Source organism: Streptomyces sp. NPDC036764, from assembly GCF_055609385.1.
The window spans coordinates 445,082-463,161 of record NZ_JBVJPT010000004.1 but is presented as its reverse complement, the minus strand read 5'-3'; the positions used below and the strand labels follow the sequence as shown (position 1 = coordinate 463,161).

The 18,080-nt window shown below is 71.7% G+C and carries 12 protein-coding genes and 1 pseudogene; 8 read left to right on the top strand and 5 right to left on the bottom strand.

Going from position 1 to position 18,080, the window contains the following annotated elements; translation table 11 throughout:
- Window positions 1–8: 8 nt before the first annotated feature.
- The gene (gene cobS, locus ACZ69Q_RS20305; protein ID WP_471043733.1) at window positions 9–788 is read left to right on the top strand and encodes an adenosylcobinamide-GDP ribazoletransferase; all 780 of its coding nucleotides are present in this window, start codon (window positions 9–11) and stop codon (window positions 786–788) included.
- Window positions 789–809: 21 nt separating this feature from the next.
- Here cobS and ACZ69Q_RS20300 read toward each other — a convergent pair whose 3' ends face one another.
- The 4 genes and pseudogenes from ACZ69Q_RS20300 to ACZ69Q_RS20285 form a co-directional block, all read right to left on the bottom strand.
- Window positions 810–1,460, bottom strand: a complete 651-nt coding sequence (locus tag ACZ69Q_RS20300) for a spherulation-specific family 4 protein (protein ID WP_471043566.1) — start codon at window positions 1,458–1,460, stop codon at window positions 810–812.
- Window positions 1,457–2,905, bottom strand: coding sequence for a hypothetical protein (locus ACZ69Q_RS20295; RefSeq protein ID WP_471043565.1), 1,449 nt, complete (start codon window positions 2,903–2,905; stop codon window positions 1,457–1,459). Before ACZ69Q_RS20295 ends, ACZ69Q_RS20300 begins: the two co-directional genes overlap by 4 nt.
- Window positions 2,902–4,422: pseudogene (gene pelF, locus ACZ69Q_RS20290) on the bottom strand (GT4 family glycosyltransferase PelF). The gene ACZ69Q_RS20295 and the pseudogene pelF overlap by 4 nt, the downstream one beginning before the upstream one ends.
- 115 nt (window positions 4,423–4,537) lie before the next feature.
- The gene (locus tag ACZ69Q_RS20285; RefSeq protein WP_471043563.1) at window positions 4,538–6,571 is read right to left on the bottom strand and encodes a hypothetical protein; all 2,034 of its coding nucleotides are present in this window, start codon (window positions 6,569–6,571) and stop codon (window positions 4,538–4,540) included.
- Window positions 6,572–6,924: 353 nt separating this feature from the next.
- On the opposite strand from ACZ69Q_RS20285, the gene ACZ69Q_RS20280 reads away from it, so the two are divergent.
- The 7 genes from ACZ69Q_RS20280 (at window position 6,925) to ACZ69Q_RS20250 (ending at window position 17,692) form a co-directional block, all read left to right on the top strand.
- Complete coding sequence (locus ACZ69Q_RS20280) at window positions 6,925–8,472, top strand: leucyl aminopeptidase (RefSeq protein ID WP_471043562.1); 1,548 nt, start codon at window positions 6,925–6,927, stop codon at window positions 8,470–8,472.
- Window positions 8,473–8,857: 385 nt separating this feature from the next.
- A complete protein-coding gene (lpdA, locus tag ACZ69Q_RS20275; protein WP_471043560.1) occupies window positions 8,858–10,246 on the top strand; it encodes a dihydrolipoyl dehydrogenase in 1,389 nt (462 codons plus the stop codon).
- 59 nt (window positions 10,247–10,305) lie between these two features.
- Window positions 10,306–12,090 carry a 2-oxoglutarate dehydrogenase, E2 component, dihydrolipoamide succinyltransferase gene (gene sucB, locus ACZ69Q_RS20270; RefSeq protein ID WP_471043557.1) on the top strand — a complete coding sequence of 595 codons (1,785 nt, stop codon included), beginning with the start codon at window positions 10,306–10,308 and terminating at the stop codon, window positions 12,088–12,090.
- A 284-nt stretch (window positions 12,091–12,374) separates the two neighbouring features.
- Window positions 12,375–13,004 carry a GntR family transcriptional regulator gene (locus tag ACZ69Q_RS20265; RefSeq protein ID WP_471043554.1) on the top strand — a complete coding sequence of 210 codons (630 nt, stop codon included), beginning with the start codon at window positions 12,375–12,377 and terminating at the stop codon, window positions 13,002–13,004.
- 286 nt (window positions 13,005–13,290) lie between these two features.
- Window positions 13,291–15,993, top strand: coding sequence for a pyruvate dehydrogenase (acetyl-transferring), homodimeric type (gene aceE, locus ACZ69Q_RS20260; protein WP_471043552.1), 2,703 nt, complete (start codon window positions 13,291–13,293; stop codon window positions 15,991–15,993).
- 132 nt (window positions 15,994–16,125) lie between these two features.
- The gene (locus tag ACZ69Q_RS20255) at window positions 16,126–17,109 is read left to right on the top strand and encodes a helix-turn-helix transcriptional regulator (protein WP_471043550.1); all 984 of its coding nucleotides are present in this window, start codon (window positions 16,126–16,128) and stop codon (window positions 17,107–17,109) included.
- 64 nt (window positions 17,110–17,173) lie between these two features.
- The gene (locus ACZ69Q_RS20250) at window positions 17,174–17,692 is read left to right on the top strand and encodes a DUF4240 domain-containing protein (protein WP_471043731.1); all 519 of its coding nucleotides are present in this window, start codon (window positions 17,174–17,176) and stop codon (window positions 17,690–17,692) included.
- A 39-nt stretch (window positions 17,693–17,731) separates the two neighbouring features.
- Here the strand turns inward: ACZ69Q_RS20250 and ACZ69Q_RS20245 are convergent, their stop codons facing one another.
- Window positions 17,732–17,935: a hypothetical protein gene (locus ACZ69Q_RS20245; RefSeq protein ID WP_471043548.1), complete on the bottom strand. Its 204-nt coding sequence runs from the start codon at window positions 17,933–17,935 to the stop codon at window positions 17,732–17,734.
- Between the last annotated feature and the right edge of the window lie 145 nt (window positions 17,936–18,080).

Below are 18,080 nucleotides of genomic sequence, written 5' to 3'. Positions count from 1 at the left end.
GCGTGTCCATGACCCCGCCGCACCTGCACGGTCTCCGTTTCGCCTTCGGCACCCTCAGCGTGATCCCCGTCAAGGTGAGCCGCTGGGACCGGGAGGCGGCGCGCGGCGGGATGCTCTGCGCCCCGCTGGTGGGGGTGGTCCTCGGCTGCGCCGCCGCCCTTCTCGCGCTGGTGCTGCTGTTCCTCGGCGCCGGCCCTCTCCTGGCCGCCGTCGCGGCCGCCGCCGTCCCCGCGGCGTTCACCCGGGGGCTGCATCTCGACGGGCTCGCCGACACCGCCGACGGGCTCGGCAGCGGCAAGCCCGCCGAGGACGCCCTGCGGATCATGAAGCAGTCGGACATCGGGCCGTTCGGCGTCATCACCCTCGTGTTCGTACTGCTCGCGCAGGTGGCCGCGCTGTCGCGGCTGTACGACGACTCGTGGGTCCGCGGTGCCCTCGCCACCGTCGTCGCGGCCGTCGCCGCCCGCCTCGCCCTCACCCTCGCCGCGCGGGCCGGCGTGCCCGCCGCCCGGCCGGAGGGGCTGGGGGCCGCGGTGGCCGGGGTCGTTCCGGTACGGGGTGCGGCGGCCGTCGTCCTGGCCGTGACCGGGGCCGCCGCCGCGGCGGGAGCACTGCTCGGGACGGACGACCTCGCCCGCACCGCACTCGCGGTCCTCACCGCACTCGCCGCCGCCGAACTCCTCCTGCGGCACTGCACGCGCCGCTTCGGCGGCGTCACCGGCGATGTCTTCGGCGGCCTCGCGGAGACGGCGGCGACGACCTCGCTCGTCGTGCTCTGTCTGGGCTAAGCGGGGTCGCGCCGGAACGGCTCATTGCGGGCGTTCCACGGCGTGCGGCAGCGTGCCCCACGGATGGTCGCCCCCGCCCGGCACCGCGCAGTGCACCGAGGCACCGTGCGACCGGGCCGTCCCCGTCAGGTCGACGCCCGCCGGGACGCCGTACACCAGGTGGCACAGCCGCGCTCCGCCTGACTCCCGCCGGTGCTGCCGGACGAGCCGGGTGTACGAGGCGTAGGGGCCCTCGAAGGTGACCAGGAGGTCGGCGATCCGGGCGTAGGACGGGTCCGGTTCCGTGCCGTGGTTCAGGGCGAGCGTGCCGCAGCCGGCTCCCCAGGCGGCCGTGGCGAGCCGCCGGTAGTACGCGAACTGCGCGCGGCTTGCCGCGACCTGGTCGAGGAACACGCCGTCGGCGCGGTACCAGTCGCGGTGCCGGGCGATGTCGCGGACGACCTCGGCGTGCGGCCGGCGGCCGTAGTCGGTGTCGGCGTAGCCGAGCACCCGCACGGCCGCGCTCGTCAGCCGGGCCGCGACCTCGGCGAACGCCGGGTCGGGCGCGTCGCCGGGGCCGCTGGCCGGGTTCAGTACGACCCCGTAGAGCCGGGGCGCGGCGGCGATGATCGCGTCCCATTCGGCGGGGCGGATCCGCGGGTGCTCGTAGTAGGGGATCAGCAGGTCGTTCATCGGTGCGCGGTCGCCCTCCCCAGCAGGACGCAGACGAGGGCCGCCTGGGCCAGCGCCGCCGCCCCGTGGACGATCGGGCCGGTCCAGTGCGGGCTGCCCGTATGGGTGACAAGCGCGAGCGTCTGGGCGAGGGCCGCCGTGCAGCAGATCGCGGTCGTGCCGAGCACCGCGCCGAAGGACTGGAGCAGCAGGCCCGTCCACAGGACCACGCCGAGGAGGAGGAGACCGGCGAGGCGGACACCGGTGATTCCGGGGGCGCCGGGCCACAGTGCCGAGGTGGCGAGGCCGAGCGCGAGCAGGGCGGCGAGGTAGGCGGCCAGGCACTCCGCGACCCTGCGCACCGTCGTCCGCCGGAACGCCCGTGGCGTGCTGGTGGAGCGCAGGCCGGTCAGGCTGCCGCTGCGGAAGCGGTAGAGCAGCCATTCGGCGGGCCCCATGCTGAGGGTGAGGGCGACGGTTCCCTCGCCGGAGAGGGCGTCGCCGAGTGCCGCGTGGAGCACCAGGACGCCGGTGGCGAGGCCGAACAGGGCGTACGGGAGGGATGCGGAGAGACGGGGGGCCATTGCCGTGTCCCGGCTGCGCGGCTTCAGAACAGCCCCGCGCCCCTTGCGGGGCGCTACCTCACGTAGGCCAAGAAGTGCCACCACCGTCAGCGAGCCCAGCAGCAGGATCAGCCTCGCTTCGTCCGGCACCGGATGCACAAGCGCCAGCACCGCGCCGGCCGCCATCGGCAACAACGCTGCCAGCAGGGCGCGTTCGCGGCCCAAGACGAGCAGGACCGTGGCGGCACCGAGGTAGCAGGACTGCGCGGCGGCGAAGGCGACCGCCGCCGGCCGGGCCGGGCCGGCCACGGCCGACGCGACCAGGGCCCCCAGCAGGGCACCCACCGGCGCGCCGAACAGCAGCGCACGGCGGGCGGCCGATCGATCCCCCAACCCCAGCCAGGAGTACGCCCGATGGGCCAGCCCCTGGTTCCAGGTCCAGCCGACCAGGGCTCCGGCCAGCAGCGGGACGGTACCCGCGGGAAGGCCGAAGTCGTCGTGCGGGCCGGCGAGAAAGGGGGCACCGAGGACGTACCCGAGGCCGGGCAGGGCGAAGAGCAGGCCCCGTAGGAGGCAGCCGAGCAGGCCGGCCCGCCACGGGTCGTGGGCCGGCCCCTCCGGCTCGGGGTAGCGGCGCTCGACCCGTTCGTACAGCTCCTCGGCGAGGGCGAAGGAGTTCTTCACGCCGTAGCGCTCGCGTATCCGGTCGTCCGACATGCCGTCGGACTCCAGCAGCGCGGCGATCTCGTCCGGGTGGACGGCCGCGGCTATGAAGTCCTCCAGGCGCTCGGCGAGTTCGTCGACCGGGTCGGGCCGTGCCCAGCTCGGACTGGCGCGCTGGCGGGGGATGGCGGGCAGGGTGTCTGGGTGGGAGCCGGGCGGCATCCAGAGGCTTCCGCTCACCAGCCGGTTCCGTCCGTCGCGACCTTCTCGTACCAGGGGTCGCGCAGTTCGAGGGTCCAGTCGGCGACCGTCTCCAGCGTGGGCTCGTACACCTCGGCGCTGCCGGCGAGCTCCTCATAGATGGTCCGGAAATGGTCCACGGAGCGGCGCAGGGTGAAGCGGTCGATGACGCGCTGGCGGGACAACTCGCCCAATTCCAGGCGCCGTTCGTCGTCCTTGAGGAGGGTCAGGGCGGCCGCGGCCATCTTCTCCGGTTCACGCGGCGGGACCACGAGGCCGGTGTCGCCGACGGCCTCGCGCACTCCCCCGACGTCCGTCGAGACGGTCGTACGGCCGCAGGACATGGCCTCGATGATGGAGAACGGGAAGCCCTCGGAGATCGACGACAGCATCACCAGGTGCCCTGCGGCGTAGGCGCGCCAGACCTCGCTGATGCGGCCCTCGAAGGTCAGGCCGTCCGTCACGCCTAGTTCGGCGGCGAGCTTCTCCAGCTTGGTGCGGTAGGCCTCGCCGCCGGGCGGCACCGGGCCGAACAACCGCAGCCGGGTCTCGGGGAGTTCGGCGCGGACCATGGCGTAGGCCCGCAGCAGGGTCTCCAGGTCCTTGATGGGGTCGACGCGGCCGCACCAGGTGAGCGTGGGGACGTCCGGCTCGGGGCCGGCGTGCGGGAAGGCGTGCGGGTCGACGCCGTTGTAGACGGTGCGGATCCGGTCGGCGTCGGCGCCGCCGCGCTCCTCCCAGCGCCGGTTGTACTGGTTGCACGGGGTGATCAGGTCGGCCGTGCGGTAGCCGAGCGAGTTCAGCTCGCGGTAGAAGCCGAGCATGAACGCCTTCACGGGCCAGCGCTGGGCCTCGCTGCGGTAGCCGAGGTAGCGCTCTCGCAGATAGATGCCGTGCTCGGTGAGGAGGAAGGGCACGCCGTCGAGTCTGCGGGCGGCGAGGGCGGGGAGGGTCGCGAGGCCGCTGCTGACGGCGTGGACGACACAGTCCTCGGCGATGCGGATCCCGAGCGGGCGCAGGGCGTGTTCGAGCAGGTCGGTCGCGGTCAGGGCGTCGTGCACGGTGGGACGGGCGGCCGCGGTCGGCAGGTGCGGCATCGTCCATATCCACATCAGCGACCTGAGCGCCGACTCGGAGCGCAGCGCCGCCGACAGGCGCCCGTCGCGGGCGAGTCCGGCCAGCTCGTCCAGCGCCTCGCCGAAGTCGCAGTCCGCCTCGGGGTCGAGGAAGGAGAGCAGGAACCGCTCGTAGGAGTCGGTGAAACGGCGACGGGCCCGGCCGTACGGCGCTCGCCCCCGCCCCGGGCGCGGTCCCCAGGTCGGTACGCAGGTGTGCCGGTGGACGTTCGGCGGCAGCTCTCAGGTGACGGGTTCGCGGCCGGTTCCGGTGAGCGAGACGATGTGGAAGCCGACCTCCGGCATGCCCTTGACGAGCTGGTCGCACCAGGTGCTGACCCCGCCGTGGACATGCGGATAGGTGCCTTCGGTGAGCATGGTGACCTGACGGCCAGTGCGCATCCCTGCGCTCCCCCCTGATGTGCGGATGATGTGCGGGGAACTGCCGCCCGGACCCCGGCTGCGGGTCCTTCGTGGGCTGGTCGCGCAGTTCCCCGCGCCCCTTAGGGGGTTGTCGCTACGGCAGTCTGAGCGTGACCGCGGACTGGAGCAGACCCGGCGTGGTCCACGCCGAGCGCTTGCCCGCATACGGTGTCCCGAACGCGGAGGTGCCGAGCAGGAGTTGTCTGACCGTGCCTTCCGGTGCGGTCACCGGGATCTGCGTCCCGGACGGGGCGTTGACGGTCACCGTCTTGCCGATGCGGTACGCCGTGACGGAGCCCTTCGCGACGGCGTTCTGCCAGGCGGCACGGCGCTGGAGCTCGGTGCCGATGGCGCTCTGCGCGAGGTTCTCCACCGGGGTGTTGGCGGCGAAGAGCGCCTGGTAGTCGGCGAGCACCCGGTCCAGGACGGGGTACAGGATCCGGTCCTCGGCCAGGTTGGACTGGTGGGCGTAGTGCGGACGCGGGTCGTTGGAGACCACGTGCCCGAGGGCGATGCGGGCCTCCTGCGGCACGATGTAGCCGTCGTAGCCGGTGGCGGTCTCCAGCGGCTCGGCCAGGCAGGTGGAGGCGGGGTTGGTCTCGCAGATGCCGCTGCCGCCGTCGGCCGTCGAGGTGTAGATCCAGTTGTACTCGTCGGCCATCTCCTGCTCGGTGCCCGTGTTGTAGTACACGTTCATCGGGTACCGGGGCACGGTGAGCGCGGCGCCGACCGAACGCTGCGCGGGCTCACGGGAGTTGTCCGAGGCGATCCACTTGACGCCGTTGTCGGCGAGGGCGCCGGCGAGGTTGGGGTTGTCGGCGGGCTGCTGCGGCAAAGTCTTCAGGCCCGAGTGCTCGCCGGTCACGAGTTCCGTGCGGTCGAGCGGGAGCCCCTTGCCCACACCCCAGTTGTGGTTGTCCCTGATCTGCGCCGAGATCTCCGAGCGGCTCATGTACCGCGTCGAGCCGTCGGCGTTCTTGGCGCAGCTCCACGGCACGGTCGAGGTGTCCTGGACACAGCCGAGGAACGGGTGCGTGTAGGTGTGGTTGACCCAGCGGTACTGCGCCTTGTCCGCGAGCAGCCGGTCCGCGAGGGCGTCGGTGCCGCCGTTCTCGCTCTTCCACTCCTCGCCGGAGCCGGCGTTGTAGACCATGTCCAGCTTGAAGCCGTGCTCGCGCTGCCACTGGGCGGCGTACGTCGCGTCCGCGGCGGTCATCCGGATCGGCGTGGCCTCCTGGCCGCCACCGCCGACGCAGTCGATGTCACCGGGCGTGCAGTTGCGCTCGGTGTCCCAGCGGGCGTCGGGGGCGAAGACGTCGTCGACGTGCACCGCGAAGTAGTTGCGCGCCTGGCCGAGGTGGATGCCCTGGGTCAGCCACTCGACGATGCCGCGGGCGAGGACGCGGAACTGCTGCTGGTACTGGTTGTAGGCGAAGGTCACCACCAGCTCGCGGCGCCCGTCGTGGCTGTACTCGCCGACCAGGCTGCCGCGCCCGGAGCCGCCCGGCACGGGGACGTCGACGTAGCTGGTGAAGCCCGCGCGGGGGCGGGCCGCGTAGCCGTAACTCTCCGGTACGGACGGGTCGTTGTCCTCGAAGGCGAAGGCGCCGTCGAGATAGCCGAAGGTCCCGGCCCTGCCCTCGGTCGTCACGGACGCCTCGTGTCCGTCGAGGGAGCCCGCCCAGCCGCCCTCAGTGGTGTAGTCGAGGCCGACGCCGGGGTGGGCCCAGGTGTAGGCGTCGACCTGCGGGATGCCGTAGGTCCGCTCGTAGTTCTCCAGCGCGGTCTGTTCGGCGGAACCCGCCCCGAACGGGGCCTCGTTGGGCAGCACGACGCCCTGGAACTTGGCGCGGGGCCTGCCGTTGACCGTGTCGCTGAGGAACGCGCCGGTGATGGCCGGGCGGGCGGCGTCGTTCAGGTCGACGGTGGTGTACGGGATGCCGGTGCTCTTGAGCTGGTCGGTGATGGCCCGGACGGAGCTGTCGCCGTTGTCCACGACCAGCACCCTGAGATCGACGCGCGGTTCCTCGGCGGCCGCGGCGCCGGGCACCGACAGGCCCAGCGTGAGCAGACCGGCGGCCGCCGCGACAGCGGCCGTGTTTCTCCATCTGTGCGCAATCTGCGCCATTGAAAGTCCCTTCCCCCCAGAAGATCCCCATGTGGCCGCTTGCGGTGAATCGGCGGAGGATCCGTGGAAATCATGCAAAGCGGCAAGCGAACGGCTCGCCGGAACCAGACGAGTGTGACTCAGCTCACCGGTGGCGAGAATCAGGAAATGGCCGCGACGCCACTGACAGGTGAACGTCCGTAGGAATGAGCGAACGCTCACACGAGCGTAGGCTCGACCCGAGTGTTCGCCGTACCGGGGAAGGCCCCGCTGCCACCGCACCCATAGGTCGGAACTAGGGTCGGCCGTCGGGCCCGGTCGACCCACACGATTCGGCCATCGCAACTTCACATCGGAAGCGAGATTTCACCACCGTGACTGCTCTCACTCTCAGCACCGCCGCGGCGCCCGGCCTGCGGGCCGACGCGATCGTGATCGGTGTCGCCAAGGGCGCTGCGTCCAAGTCCGCAGGACTCGTCGTCGCACCGGGCGCCGAGGCCGTGGACAAGGCGTACGACGGCAGGCTCGCCGGCGTCCTGGAGACCCTCGGTGCCTCCGGCGCCGAGGGCGAGGTGACGAAGCTCCCCGCACCCGCCGGTTTCAAGGCCCCGCTCGTGGTGGCGGTGGGGCTGGGCGCCGAGCCCGAGAAGGACGCCGACTACGACGCCGAGGTGCTGCGCAAGGCCGGCGGTGTCGCCGCCCGCGCCCTCGCCGGCTCCAAGAAGGCCGCGTTCGCGCTGCCGCTGGGCGACTCCGCCGCCGTCGGCGCCGTCGCCGAGGGCGTGCTGCTCGGGGCGTACGCCTTCGACGTCTACAAGGAGAACGGCAAGGACTCCGGCGCGCAGGGCAGGAAGAACGGCAAGGGCCCCCTCGCCGAGGCCGCGCTGCTCGGCGGCAAGCCCCGCGACAAGGAGCAGAAAGCCGCGATCGAGCGCGCCACGACCGTCTCCGAGGAGCTCAACCGCGCCCGCGACCTGATCAACACCCCGCCCAACGACCTCAACCCCGAGTCGTTCGCCGCGATTGCCACGGCGGCCGGCAAGGAGCACGGCATCAAGGTGCAGGTGCTCGACGAGAAGGCACTGACCAAGGGTGGCTACGGCGGCATCCTCGGCGTCGGCGTCGGCTCGGCGGCGGGTCCGCGGCTGGTGAAGCTGTCGTACACGCACTCCAAGGCGAGCAAGCACCTCGCGCTCGTCGGCAAGGGCATCACCTACGACTCGGGCGGCATCTCGCTGAAGCCGGCCGGGCACAACGAGACGATGAAGTGCGACATGAGCGGCGCGGCCGCCGTGTTCGCCACCGTGGTCGCCGCCGCGCGGCTCGGGCTCCAGGTGAACATCACCGGCTGGCTGGCGCTGGCCGAGAACATGCCTTCGGGAAGCGCCACCCGCCCCGGAGACGTGCTGCGCATGTACAGCGGCAAGACCGTGGAGGTGCTGAACACCGACGCGGAGGGCCGGCTGGTGCTGGCGGACGCGCTGTGGGCGGCCTCGCAGGACAAGCCGGACGCGATCGTGGACGTGGCGACGCTGACCGGCGCGATGGTGCTGGCGCTCGGCCACCGCACCTTCGGTGTGATGGCCAACGACGACGCGTTCCGCTCCGCGGTGGTGGAGGCCGCCGAGGAGGTCGGGGAGCCCGCGTGGCCGATGCCGCTGCCGGAGTACCTGCGCAAGGGGATGGACTCGCCCACCGCCGACATCGCCAACATGGGCGAGCGCATGGGCGGCGGGCTGGTCGCCGGTCTGTTCCTGCGGGAGTTCGTGGGCGAGGGGATCACCTGGGCGCACCTGGACATCGCGGGCCCGGCGTTCAACGAGGGCGGTCCCTTCGGGTACACGCCCAAGGGTGGTACGGGGTCCGCGGTGCGGACGCTGGTCAGGCTGGCCGAGCTGACGGCCGCGGGTGATCTCGGGTGACCGTCGCCCGCTAGCCCGGTCCGATCTGTTGAGTCGCGACTGCGGGGGCGTGGGGGCTGGTCGCGCAGTTCCCCGCGCCCCCGAGCGCTGCCGTGGTCGCGCCCGCGCGGCAGAGCCGCACATCGACACAGCCCCGCCCCTGAGGCGTTGCAGCAGTCGCGCCCGCGCGGCAGAGCCGCAAATCGACGCGGCCCCGCGCCCCTCGGGCGTTGCAGTGGGGCGTCTCACACAGCAGCCCGGCGTCTCGTTCACCATCGACTAGTGCGAAGATGGGGCTCGGCAGGACAGGGCCCCCACCACAGGGCCGAAGAAAGAGCGGCCGGACACCAGCCGCCGCCCGGTCAACGCTGACCGGCGTACGGCGCACATGCATGGAGGACGTGACGTGGCGAACGACGCCAGCACCGTTTTCGACCTAGTGATCCTCGGCGGTGGTAGCGGTGGTTACGCCGCGGCCCTGCGCGGGGCCCAGCTCGGCCTGGACGTCGCCCTGATCGAGAAGGACAAGGTCGGCGGCACCTGCCTGCACCGGGGATGCATCCCCACCAAGGCCCTGCTTCACGCGGGCGAGATCGCCGACCAGGCTCGTGAGAGCGAGCAGTTCGGTGTGAAGGCCACCTTCGAGGGCATCGACATCGCCGGTGTGCACAAGTACAAGGACGGCGTGATCGCCGGTCTGTACAAGGGCCTCCAGGGTCTCGTCGCCTCCCGCAAGGTGACGTACATCGAGGGTGAGGGCCGCCTGTCCTCCCCGACCTCCGTCGACGTGAACGGCCAGCGGATCCAGGGCCGCCACGTCCTGCTGGCGACCGGCTCCGTGCCGAAGTCGCTGCCGGGCCTGGAGATCGACGGCAACCGGATCATCTCCTCCGACCACGCCCTCGTCCTGGACCGCGTGCCCAAGTCCGCGATCATCCTGGGCGGCGGCGTCATCGGCGTCGAGTTCGCCTCGGCGTGGAAGTCCTTCGGCTCCGAGGTCACCGTCATCGAGGGCCTGAAGCACCTCGTCCCGGTCGAGGACGAGAACTCCTCCAAGCTTCTTGAGCGCGCGTTCCGCAAGCGCGGCATCAAGTTCAACCTGGGCACCTTCTTCTCCAAGGCCGAGTACACCGCCGACGGCGTCAAGGTCACCCTCGCCGACGGCAAGGAGTTCGAGGCCGAGGTCCTGCTGGTCGCCGTCGGCCGCGGCCCGGTCTCGGCCGGCCTCGGCTACGAGGAGCAGGGCGTCGCCATCGAACGCGGCTACGTCCTCGTCGACGAATACATGCGCACCAACGTCCCGACCATCTCCGCCGTCGGTGACCTGGTTCCCACGCTCCAGCTCGCGCACGTCGGCTTCGCCGAGGGCATCCTGGTTGCGGAGCGTCTGGCCGGTCTGAAGACCGTCCCGATCGACTACGACGGTGTCCCCCGCGTGACCTACTGCCACCCGGAGGTCGCCTCCGTCGGCATCACCGAGGCCAAGGCCAAGGAGATCTACGGTGCGGACAAGGTCGTCGCTCTGAAGTACAACCTGGCGGGCAACGGCAAGAGCAAGATCCTCAACACCGCGGGCGAGATCAAGCTCGTCCAGGTCAAGGACGGCGCGGTGGTCGGCGTCCACATGGTCGGCGACCGTATGGGCGAGCAGGTCGGCGAGGCCCAGTTGATCTACAACTGGGAGGCGCTGCCGGCCGAGGTCGCCCAGCTCATCCACGCCCACCCGACGCAGAACGAGGCGCTCGGCGAGGCCCACCTGGCCCTGGCCGGCAAGCCGCTCCACGCGCACGACTGACCCTCGGTCGACGAAGCGACGACACAGACTTCCGCAATTCGTAAGGAGCAACCGAAACCATGGCGGTTTCCGTAACCCTTCCGGCGCTCGGCGAGAGCGTCACCGAGGGCACTGTCACCCGCTGGCTGAAGGCCGAGGGCGAGCGCGTCGAGGCCGACGAGCCGCTGCTCGAGGTGTCGACCGACAAGGTCGACACCGAGATCCCTTCGCCCGCCGCCGGTGTCCTGGCCTCCATCAAGGTCGCCGAGGACGAGACCGTTGAGGTCGGCGCCGAGCTGGCCGTCATCGACGACGGCACGGGCGCGCCCGCTGCCGCTCCGGCCCCGGCCGCCGCCGAGGCTCCGGCCCCGGCCGCCGAGCCCGCCCCGGCGCCGGTCGCCGAGGCCCCGGCCGCCCCGGCTCCCGCTGCCGCCGCCCCCGCCGCTCCGGCCGGTGGCGCGTCCGGCACGGACGTGGTCCTGCCCGCGCTCGGCGAGTCCGTCACCGAGGGCACCGTCACCCGCTGGCTGAAGTCGGTCGGTGACAGCGTCGAGGCCGACGAGCCGCTGCTGGAGGTGTCGACGGACAAGGTCGACACCGAGATCCCCGCCCCCGCCTCCGGCACGCTGCTGGAGATCGTGGTCGGCGAGGACGAGACGGCCGAGGTCGGCGCCAAGCTGGCCGTCATCGGTGTCGCGGGTGCCGCTCCGGCGGCCGCCCCGGCCCCGGCGGCTCCGGCCCCCGCCGCCGCTGCCCCGGCTCCGGCCGCCCCGGCTGCCGCCCCGGCCGCTCCCGCGGCTCCGGCTGCCCCCGCCGCCCCGGCCGCGCCCGCCGCTGCCGCTCCGGCTCCGGTCGCCCCCGCGGCTCCGGCCCCCGCGCCGGCCCCGGTCACCCCGGCTCCGGCCGCACCGGTCGCCGCCCAGGCGACCGACGAGGGCGCCTACGTCACCCCGCTGGTGCGCAAGCTCGCCGCCGAGAACGGCGTCGACCTGGCCGCCGTCAAGGGCACCGGCGTCGGCGGCCGTATCCGCAAGCAGGACGTCATCGCCGCCGCCGAGGCCGCGAAGGCCGCGGCCGCCGCTCCGGCGCCCGCTGCCGCCGCTGCCCCGGCCGCCAAGAAGGCGCCGGCCCTGGAGGTCTCCCCCCTCCGCGGCCAGACCGTCAAGATGCCGCGCATCCGCAAGGTCATCGGCGACAACATGGTCAAGGCGCTGCACGAGCAGGCGCAGCTCTCCTCGGTCGTCGAGGTCGACGTGACCCGCCTGATGCGTCTGCGCACGCAGGCCAAGGACTCGTTCGCCGCGCGCGAGGGCGTCAAGCTCTCCCCGATGCCGTTCTTCGTGAAGGCGGCGGCCCAGGCGCTGAAGGCCCACCCGGTCATCAACGCCAAGATCAACGAGGCCGAGGGCACGATCACCTACTTCGACTCCGAGAACGTCGGGATCGCGGTGGACTCGGAGAAGGGCCTGATGACCCCGGTCATCAAGGGTGCGGGCGACCTGAACATCGCCGGCATCGCCAAGGCCACGGCCGACCTGGCCGGCAAGGTCCGCGCCAACAAGATCACGCCCGACGAGCTGTCCGGCGCGACCTTCACCATCTCCAACACCGGTTCGCGCGGTGCGCTCTTCGACACGATCATCGTGCCGCCGGGCCAGGTCGCGATCCTCGGCATCGGTGCCACGGTCAAGCGCCCGGCGGTCATCGAGACCCCGGAGGGCACGGTCATCGGCGTCCGCGACATGACCTACCTGACCCTCTCCTACGACCACCGCCTGGTGGACGGCGCCGACGCGGCCCGTTACCTGACGGCGGTCAAGGCGATCCTGGAGGCAGGCGAGTTCGAGGTCGAGCTCGGCCTGTAATCGCCGATCAGCAGGTACGACGCCCCGTCCGGAGCCCCTCCGGACGGGGCGTCGGCTTTTCGACGCAGGCCGGCCGCAACCCCCTCAGGGGCGCGGGGAACTGCGCGACGAGCCACGACGAACCCGCAGCCGCCCGACGACACAGCGCACCGAGCTACTGGGCGCCCCTGTCCGCCCACGCCGTGTAAGTCTCGTCTCACCTGCACCAAAGCCCCCCTGTCGGCCCTCCCAGCGGAGCGCTACGGCCGTATTGTCTAAACGTCAACGCGCCCAAAGGAGCCCTCATGACCGCCCCCGTCATCCACTCGCTGCGCGAACAGATCCGCGAGCACATCCTGGAGGGGATCATCAGCGGGCGCTGGCAGCCGGGAGAGCGGATCGTCGAGCGACGCATCGCCACCGAGCTGGAGGTCAGCCAGACCCCCGTACGGGAGGCCCTGCGCGAGCTGGAGTCCCTGCGCCTGATCGAGTCGGCGCCGAACAAGGGCGTACGCGTCCGCAGTCTGACCGCCGCCGACCTGGAGGAGAGCTACCCGGTCCGGGCCGGCCTGGAGGCCATCGCCGCTGAGCTCGCGGCCGACCGCCTCGCGGAGAACTGCTCCGCCCTCGACCCGCACGTCACCGCCCTGTACGAGGCCGACCGCAACGCCGACGGCACGGCCCAGGTACGGCACACGGTCGCCTTCCACCGCGAGATGGTCCGCGCGGCGGGCAACTCCGTGCTGCTGCACACCTGGGAGGGCCTGGGCATCGAGGTCTTCACCGCCCTGTCCATCCGCTGGCTGGGGACCGTGCAGCAGTCGTACGCGGAGGAGCACGAGGAGCTGGTGGCGGCCTTCCGGCGCCGGGACCCGAGGATCGCCGAGATCGTCAAGGCGCATGTGCTCGGCTGTGCCCCGCGGCACGAGTCCTGAGCGCGGCCCCGCTCAAACGTAGCCCCACCTGCGAAAACCCTGGAAAATCGAGGCACCCGGTGCCTGCCCGAAAGGCACCGCGTGCCGACTTTCTCGTGATCAAGAGGTTTTCGCCCTCAACCCTTTGATCGATCATCGATCAGCGAGTTATTGTCGCCGACGGGCCAAGCGGCGGCAGCCGCATGGTGTCACCACACCGAGGCCCTCGCCCTGTCCTGCCAAAGACCTAGGGCACCCCCGAACCCTGCCGATGAGGGAACCCCCTTCGACTGAGGAAGGCGGCGACATGACCGACCCCAAAGCCATCCAGCCGAGCGCGCTCGACCAGCTCCCCGACCGTGATCCGGAGGAGACCGCCGAATGGCAGGCCTCGCTGGACGCGGTCGCCAAGGCGGCCGGTCCGCACCGCGCCGCATACCTGATGCGCCGCACGCTGGAGCGGGCCGAGGCGGGCGGCATCGCGCTGCCGAAGCTCCTCGAGACCGACTACGTCAACACCATCCCGACCGCCGCCGAGCCGTCCGTGCCCGGTGACGAGGCGATGGAGCGCCGTATCACCGCGTGGAACCGCTGGAACGCGGCCGCGATGGTGACCCGCGGATCCAAGTACGGCGTCGGCGGCCACATCGCCACCTTCGCCTCCGCCGCCTGGCTCTACGAGACCGGCTTCAACCACTTCTTCAAGGGCAAGGAGGCCGACGGGTCCGGCGACCAGCTCTACATCCAGGGCCACGCCTCCCCCGGCATCTACGCCCGCGCCTTCCTCGACGGCCGCCTCACCGAGCAGCACCTCGACAACTTCCGCCAGGAGGCGGGCGGCGGCGGCCTGCCGTCGTACCCGCACCCGCGCCGGCTGCCCTGGCTGTGGGAGTTCCCGACGGTGTCGATGGGCCTCGGCCCGCTGTCGGCGATCTACCAGGCGCGTTTCAACCGCTACCTCACGGCGCGCGGCATCAAGGACGTCTCGAACTCCCACGTCTGGGCCTTCCTCGGCGACGGCGAGATGGACGAGCCGGAGTCCACGGCGGCACTCGCACTTGCCTCCCGCGAGGGCCTGGACAACCTGACCTTCGTCATCAACTGCAACCTCCAGCGCCTCGACGGCCCGGTCCGCGCGAACTTCAAGATCGTGCAGGAGCTGGAGGCGCAGTTCCGCGGCGCCGGCTGGAACGTCGTCAAGACGCTGTGGGGCACGGCGTGGGACGAGCTGTTCCAGCTCGACACCACCGGCGCGCTCCTGCGCCGGCTGCGCGAGGTACCCGACGCGCAGGTGCAGACGTACCAGACCCGCGACGCCGCCTACATCCGCGAGGACTTCTTCGGCAAGGACCCGGCGCTCGTCGAGATGGCGAAGCTGCTGAGCGACGACAAGATCCTCGAGTGCTTCCACCTCTCCCGCGGTGGCCACGAGGCGCGCAAGGTCTACGCCGCCTACAAGGCCGCCGTGGAGTTCAAGGGCGCGCCGACGGTCATCCTGGCCCAGACGGTCAAGGGCCACACCCTCGGTGAGGGCTTCGCGTCGAAGAACGCCAACCACCAGATGAAGAAGCTGACGGTGGACGAGTTCAAGACGATGCGTGACCTGCTGGAGCTGCCGATCTCGGACAGCCAGTTCGTCGACGGCCAGGTCCCCTACGGCCACCCGGGCGCCGACTCCCCCGAGGTCCGCTACCTCCAGGAGCGCCGCGCGGCCCTCGGCGGCCCGGCCCCGGCCCGCCGCATGTACGCCTCCGCCCCGCTGCCCGCCCCCGCGGAGAAGGCGTTCGCCTCCTTCGACAAGGGCTCCGGCTCGCAGAACGTGGCCACCACCATGGCCTTCGTCCGCCTGATCAAGGACCTGGTCCGCGACAAGGAAACGGGCAAGCGCTGGGTGCCGATCGTCCCCGACGAGGCGCGCACCTTCGGTATGGAGTCGCTCTTCCCGTCCCTCGGGATCTACTCCCCCAAGGGCCAGACGTACGAGCCGGTCGACCGTGACCAGCTCATGTACTACAAGGAGGCCAAGAACGGCCAGATCCTCAACGAGGGGATCACCGAGGCCGGTTCGATGGCCGACTTCATCGCCGCGTCCACCGCGTACGCGACGCACGGCGAGGCGATGATCCCGTTCTACATCTTCTACTCGATGTTCGGCTGGCAGCGCACGGCCGACCAGATGTGGCAGCTCGGCGACCAGCTCGGCCGCGGCTTCCTCGTCGGCGCCACGGCGGGCCGTACGACGCTGACGGGCGAGGGCCTGCAGCACGCCGACGGTCACTCGCCGGTGATCGCCGCGACGAACCCGGCCGCGCTGACGTACGACCCGGCCTTCGCCTACGAGGTCGCGGCGATCGTCAAGGACGGTCTGCGCCGGATGTACGGCGAGGCGGCACCGGGCGAGGACCCGAACGTCTTCTACTACCTGACCGTCTACAACGAGCCGATGCCGCAGCCCGCGAAGCCGGCGGCGGACGGGGTCGACCAGGGCATCGTCAAGGGCCTGTACCGCTTCAACACGGCGGAGTCGGCCGGCCTCACCCCGGTCGCGAACGCCCCGCGCATCCAGCTTCTGGGCTCCGGTACGGCGATCCACTGGACGCTCCAGGCGCAGAAGCTGCTCGCCGAGGAGTGGGGCGTGGCCGCCGACGTCTGGTCTGCGACGTCCTGGACGGAGCTGCGCCGCGACGCCCTGGAGGCGGACGCCGCCCTGCTGCGCGGCGAGGAGCGCGTCCCGTACGTCCGTCAGGCGCTCCAGGGCGCCGAGGGCCCGGTGCTGGCGGTCTCCGACTACATGCGCCAGGTCCCGGACCAGATCGCGCAGTGGGTCGAGCAGGACTACTCCTCCCTCGGCGCCGACGGCTTCGGCCTCTCCGACACCCGCGAGGCGGCCCGCCGCCACTTCGGTGTCGACGCCGAGTCGATCGTCGTGGCGGCCCTGGCCCAGCTCGCGAAGCGGGGCGAGGTCAAGGCGACGGCGGTGAAGGAAGCCCGGGAGAAGTACGGGCTGTAGTACGGCCTGAAGGGTCTGCGGCCCTCACCGGTTCCCGGTCGTTCGTCGACTGCGGACCGGTGGGGGCTTTTCGCGCAGTTCCCCGCGCCCCCAAAAGCCACTCCGCACCCGGACACGCACCATGATGGCCCTATGCGTGCTGCCCGGCTCATCAAGATGGTCCTGCTGCTCCAGTCCCGGCCCTCCATGACCGCCGCCGAACTCGCGCGTGAGCTGGAGGTGTCCGAACGGACCGTCACGCGGGACGCGCAGGCGCTGTCGGAGGCCGGTGTCCCGGTGTACGCGGACCGGGGGCGGGCCGGCGGGTACCGGCTGATCGGCGGGTACCGGACCCGGCTGACGGGGCTCGGGCGCAGTGAGGCCGAGGCGCTGTTCTTGTCCGGGGTGCCGGGAGCGCTGCGGGAGATGGGGCTGGAGGACGCCGCATCCGCCGCCCGGCTGAAGGTGTCGGCCGCCCTGATGCCCTCCGTCCGCGACGCCTCCCGTACGGCCGCCCAGCGCTTCCATCTGGACGCCCCGAACTGGTTCAGGGAACCGAAGACCCCCGAGCTGCTGCCCGCCGTCGCGGACGCGGTGTGGGACGACCGGCGGATCGTGGCCCGGTACCGGCGTGCGGAGGAGGGCGAGGCCGAACGCGAGCTGGAGCCGTACGGGCTCGTGCTGAAGGCGGGGGTCTGGTACCTGTGCGCCCGGGTCGCCGGGCACGGGTCGTACCGGGTGTACCGCATCGACCGGTTCACGGCCGTGGAAGCCACCGGCGACCGGTTCGAGCGGGACGAGGAGTTCGACCTGCCGGCGTTCTGGGACGAGCGGGCCGAGCAGTTCGCGCGGTCCATTCTGCGGGCCGAGGCCGTCGTCCGGGTCTCGCCTGGCGGGGTGCGCAGGCTGCCGTACACCGTCGATCCGCAGTCCGCGCGGCAGGCGCTGGAGGCGGCGGGCGCCCCGGACGAGGACGGCTGGGTGACGCTGACGCTCCCGGTGGAGTCCGAGGAGGTCGCCCACACCCAGTTCGCCTCGCTGGGGCCGGAGATCGAGGTGCTGGAGCCCTCGTCGCTGCGCAAGCGCTTCGCGGGGGACGCGATACGGCTGGCATCGCTGTACGCGGATGAGCCGTAAGCGCATAACAATCCGCCACACTCCACGTGCGCCCCACCCTCCCAGGGCCGATGCTTGTCCCGTGATGGACGAGACGGAGTTCTGGGAGCTGGTGGACGGTGCGCGTGACGGCGCCGAGGGTGACCCCGAGGAGCAGGCCGACCTGCTCGTCGACCGGCTGCTCCAACTGGACCCCGACGCGGTGCTCGACTTCGCCCGTCACTTCGAGGCCCGCTACAACCGCGCGTACACCTGGGACCTGTGGGGTGCCGCCTGGGTCCTGCTGGACGGGGCCAGCGACGACGCGTTCGACTTCTTCCGGTGCTGGCTGATCGGCCAGGGCCGCGAGGTGTACGAGGGCGGGGTGCACGACCCCGACTCGCTGGCGGACCTGCTGGACGACTTCGACGAGGAGTTCGACGGCGACGGCGAGGAGCTCGGCTACGCTGCGGACGAGGCCTACGAACAGCTCACCGGCACGGTCGCCCCCGACCTCGGCCTCCCGCCCGCGCCCCCGGAACCGGAGGGCACCCCGGTCGACTTCGAGAGCGAGCGGGTGCTGGCCGAGCGATTCCCGAAACTGTGGGAGCGGTTCAAGGACTGAGCCCGAGCCCTGGAATCTCAGGGCGTGAATCCCGGTATCTCAGGCCACGGCCCTTCTGCGGCCGGGGTCCGACGGAATGTACGCCTGCGTCTGATCGGCCTTCACCGCGTGGTACATCGGCGCCTTGTTGGCCTGGTCCAGCGCGGACGCCGTGACGGCGGCCGGGCCGAGGACGACGGTCGCGACCGCGCAGACGACCGTCCAGACCCGCCCGCCGCCGCGTCCGCTGTTGCTGCTGCTCATGATCCCCACCTCCGGTCAGTGCGTGTCCATGACCATAGGGAGGTCGTCTCGGTGAGATCCGTGAGCCGCCTGCGAGAAAGCTGTGAGCCTCTTCCCGCACCGTGACCCAGGTCACCGTACGGGTCGTGAAGGTTCATCCACCGTC

Bases quoted from the DNA above. Each gene is read 5' to 3' on its own strand.
- cobS (WP_471043733.1), top strand. From the start codon at position 9: ATGACCCCGCCGCACCTGCACGGTCTCCGTTTCGCCTTCGGCACCCTC.
- ACZ69Q_RS20300 (WP_471043566.1), bottom strand. From the start codon at position 1,460: ATGAACGACCTGCTGATCCCCTACTACGAGCACCCGCGGATCCGCCCC.
- ACZ69Q_RS20285 (WP_471043563.1), bottom strand. From the start codon at position 6,571: ATGGCGCAGATTGCGCACAGATGGAGAAACACGGCCGCTGTCGCGGCG.
- sucB (WP_471043557.1), top strand. From the start codon at position 10,306: ATGGCGGTTTCCGTAACCCTTCCGGCGCTCGGCGAGAGCGTCACCGAG.
- ACZ69Q_RS20265 (WP_471043554.1), top strand. From the start codon at position 12,375: ATGACCGCCCCCGTCATCCACTCGCTGCGCGAACAGATCCGCGAGCAC.
- aceE (WP_471043552.1), top strand. From the start codon at position 13,291: ATGACCGACCCCAAAGCCATCCAGCCGAGCGCGCTCGACCAGCTCCCC.
- ACZ69Q_RS20255 (WP_471043550.1), top strand. From the start codon at position 16,126: ATGCGTGCTGCCCGGCTCATCAAGATGGTCCTGCTGCTCCAGTCCCGG.
- ACZ69Q_RS20250 (WP_471043731.1), top strand. From the start codon at position 17,174: ATGGACGAGACGGAGTTCTGGGAGCTGGTGGACGGTGCGCGTGACGGC.
- ACZ69Q_RS20245 (WP_471043548.1), bottom strand. From the start codon at position 17,935: ATGAGCAGCAGCAACAGCGGACGCGGCGGCGGGCGGGTCTGGACGGTC.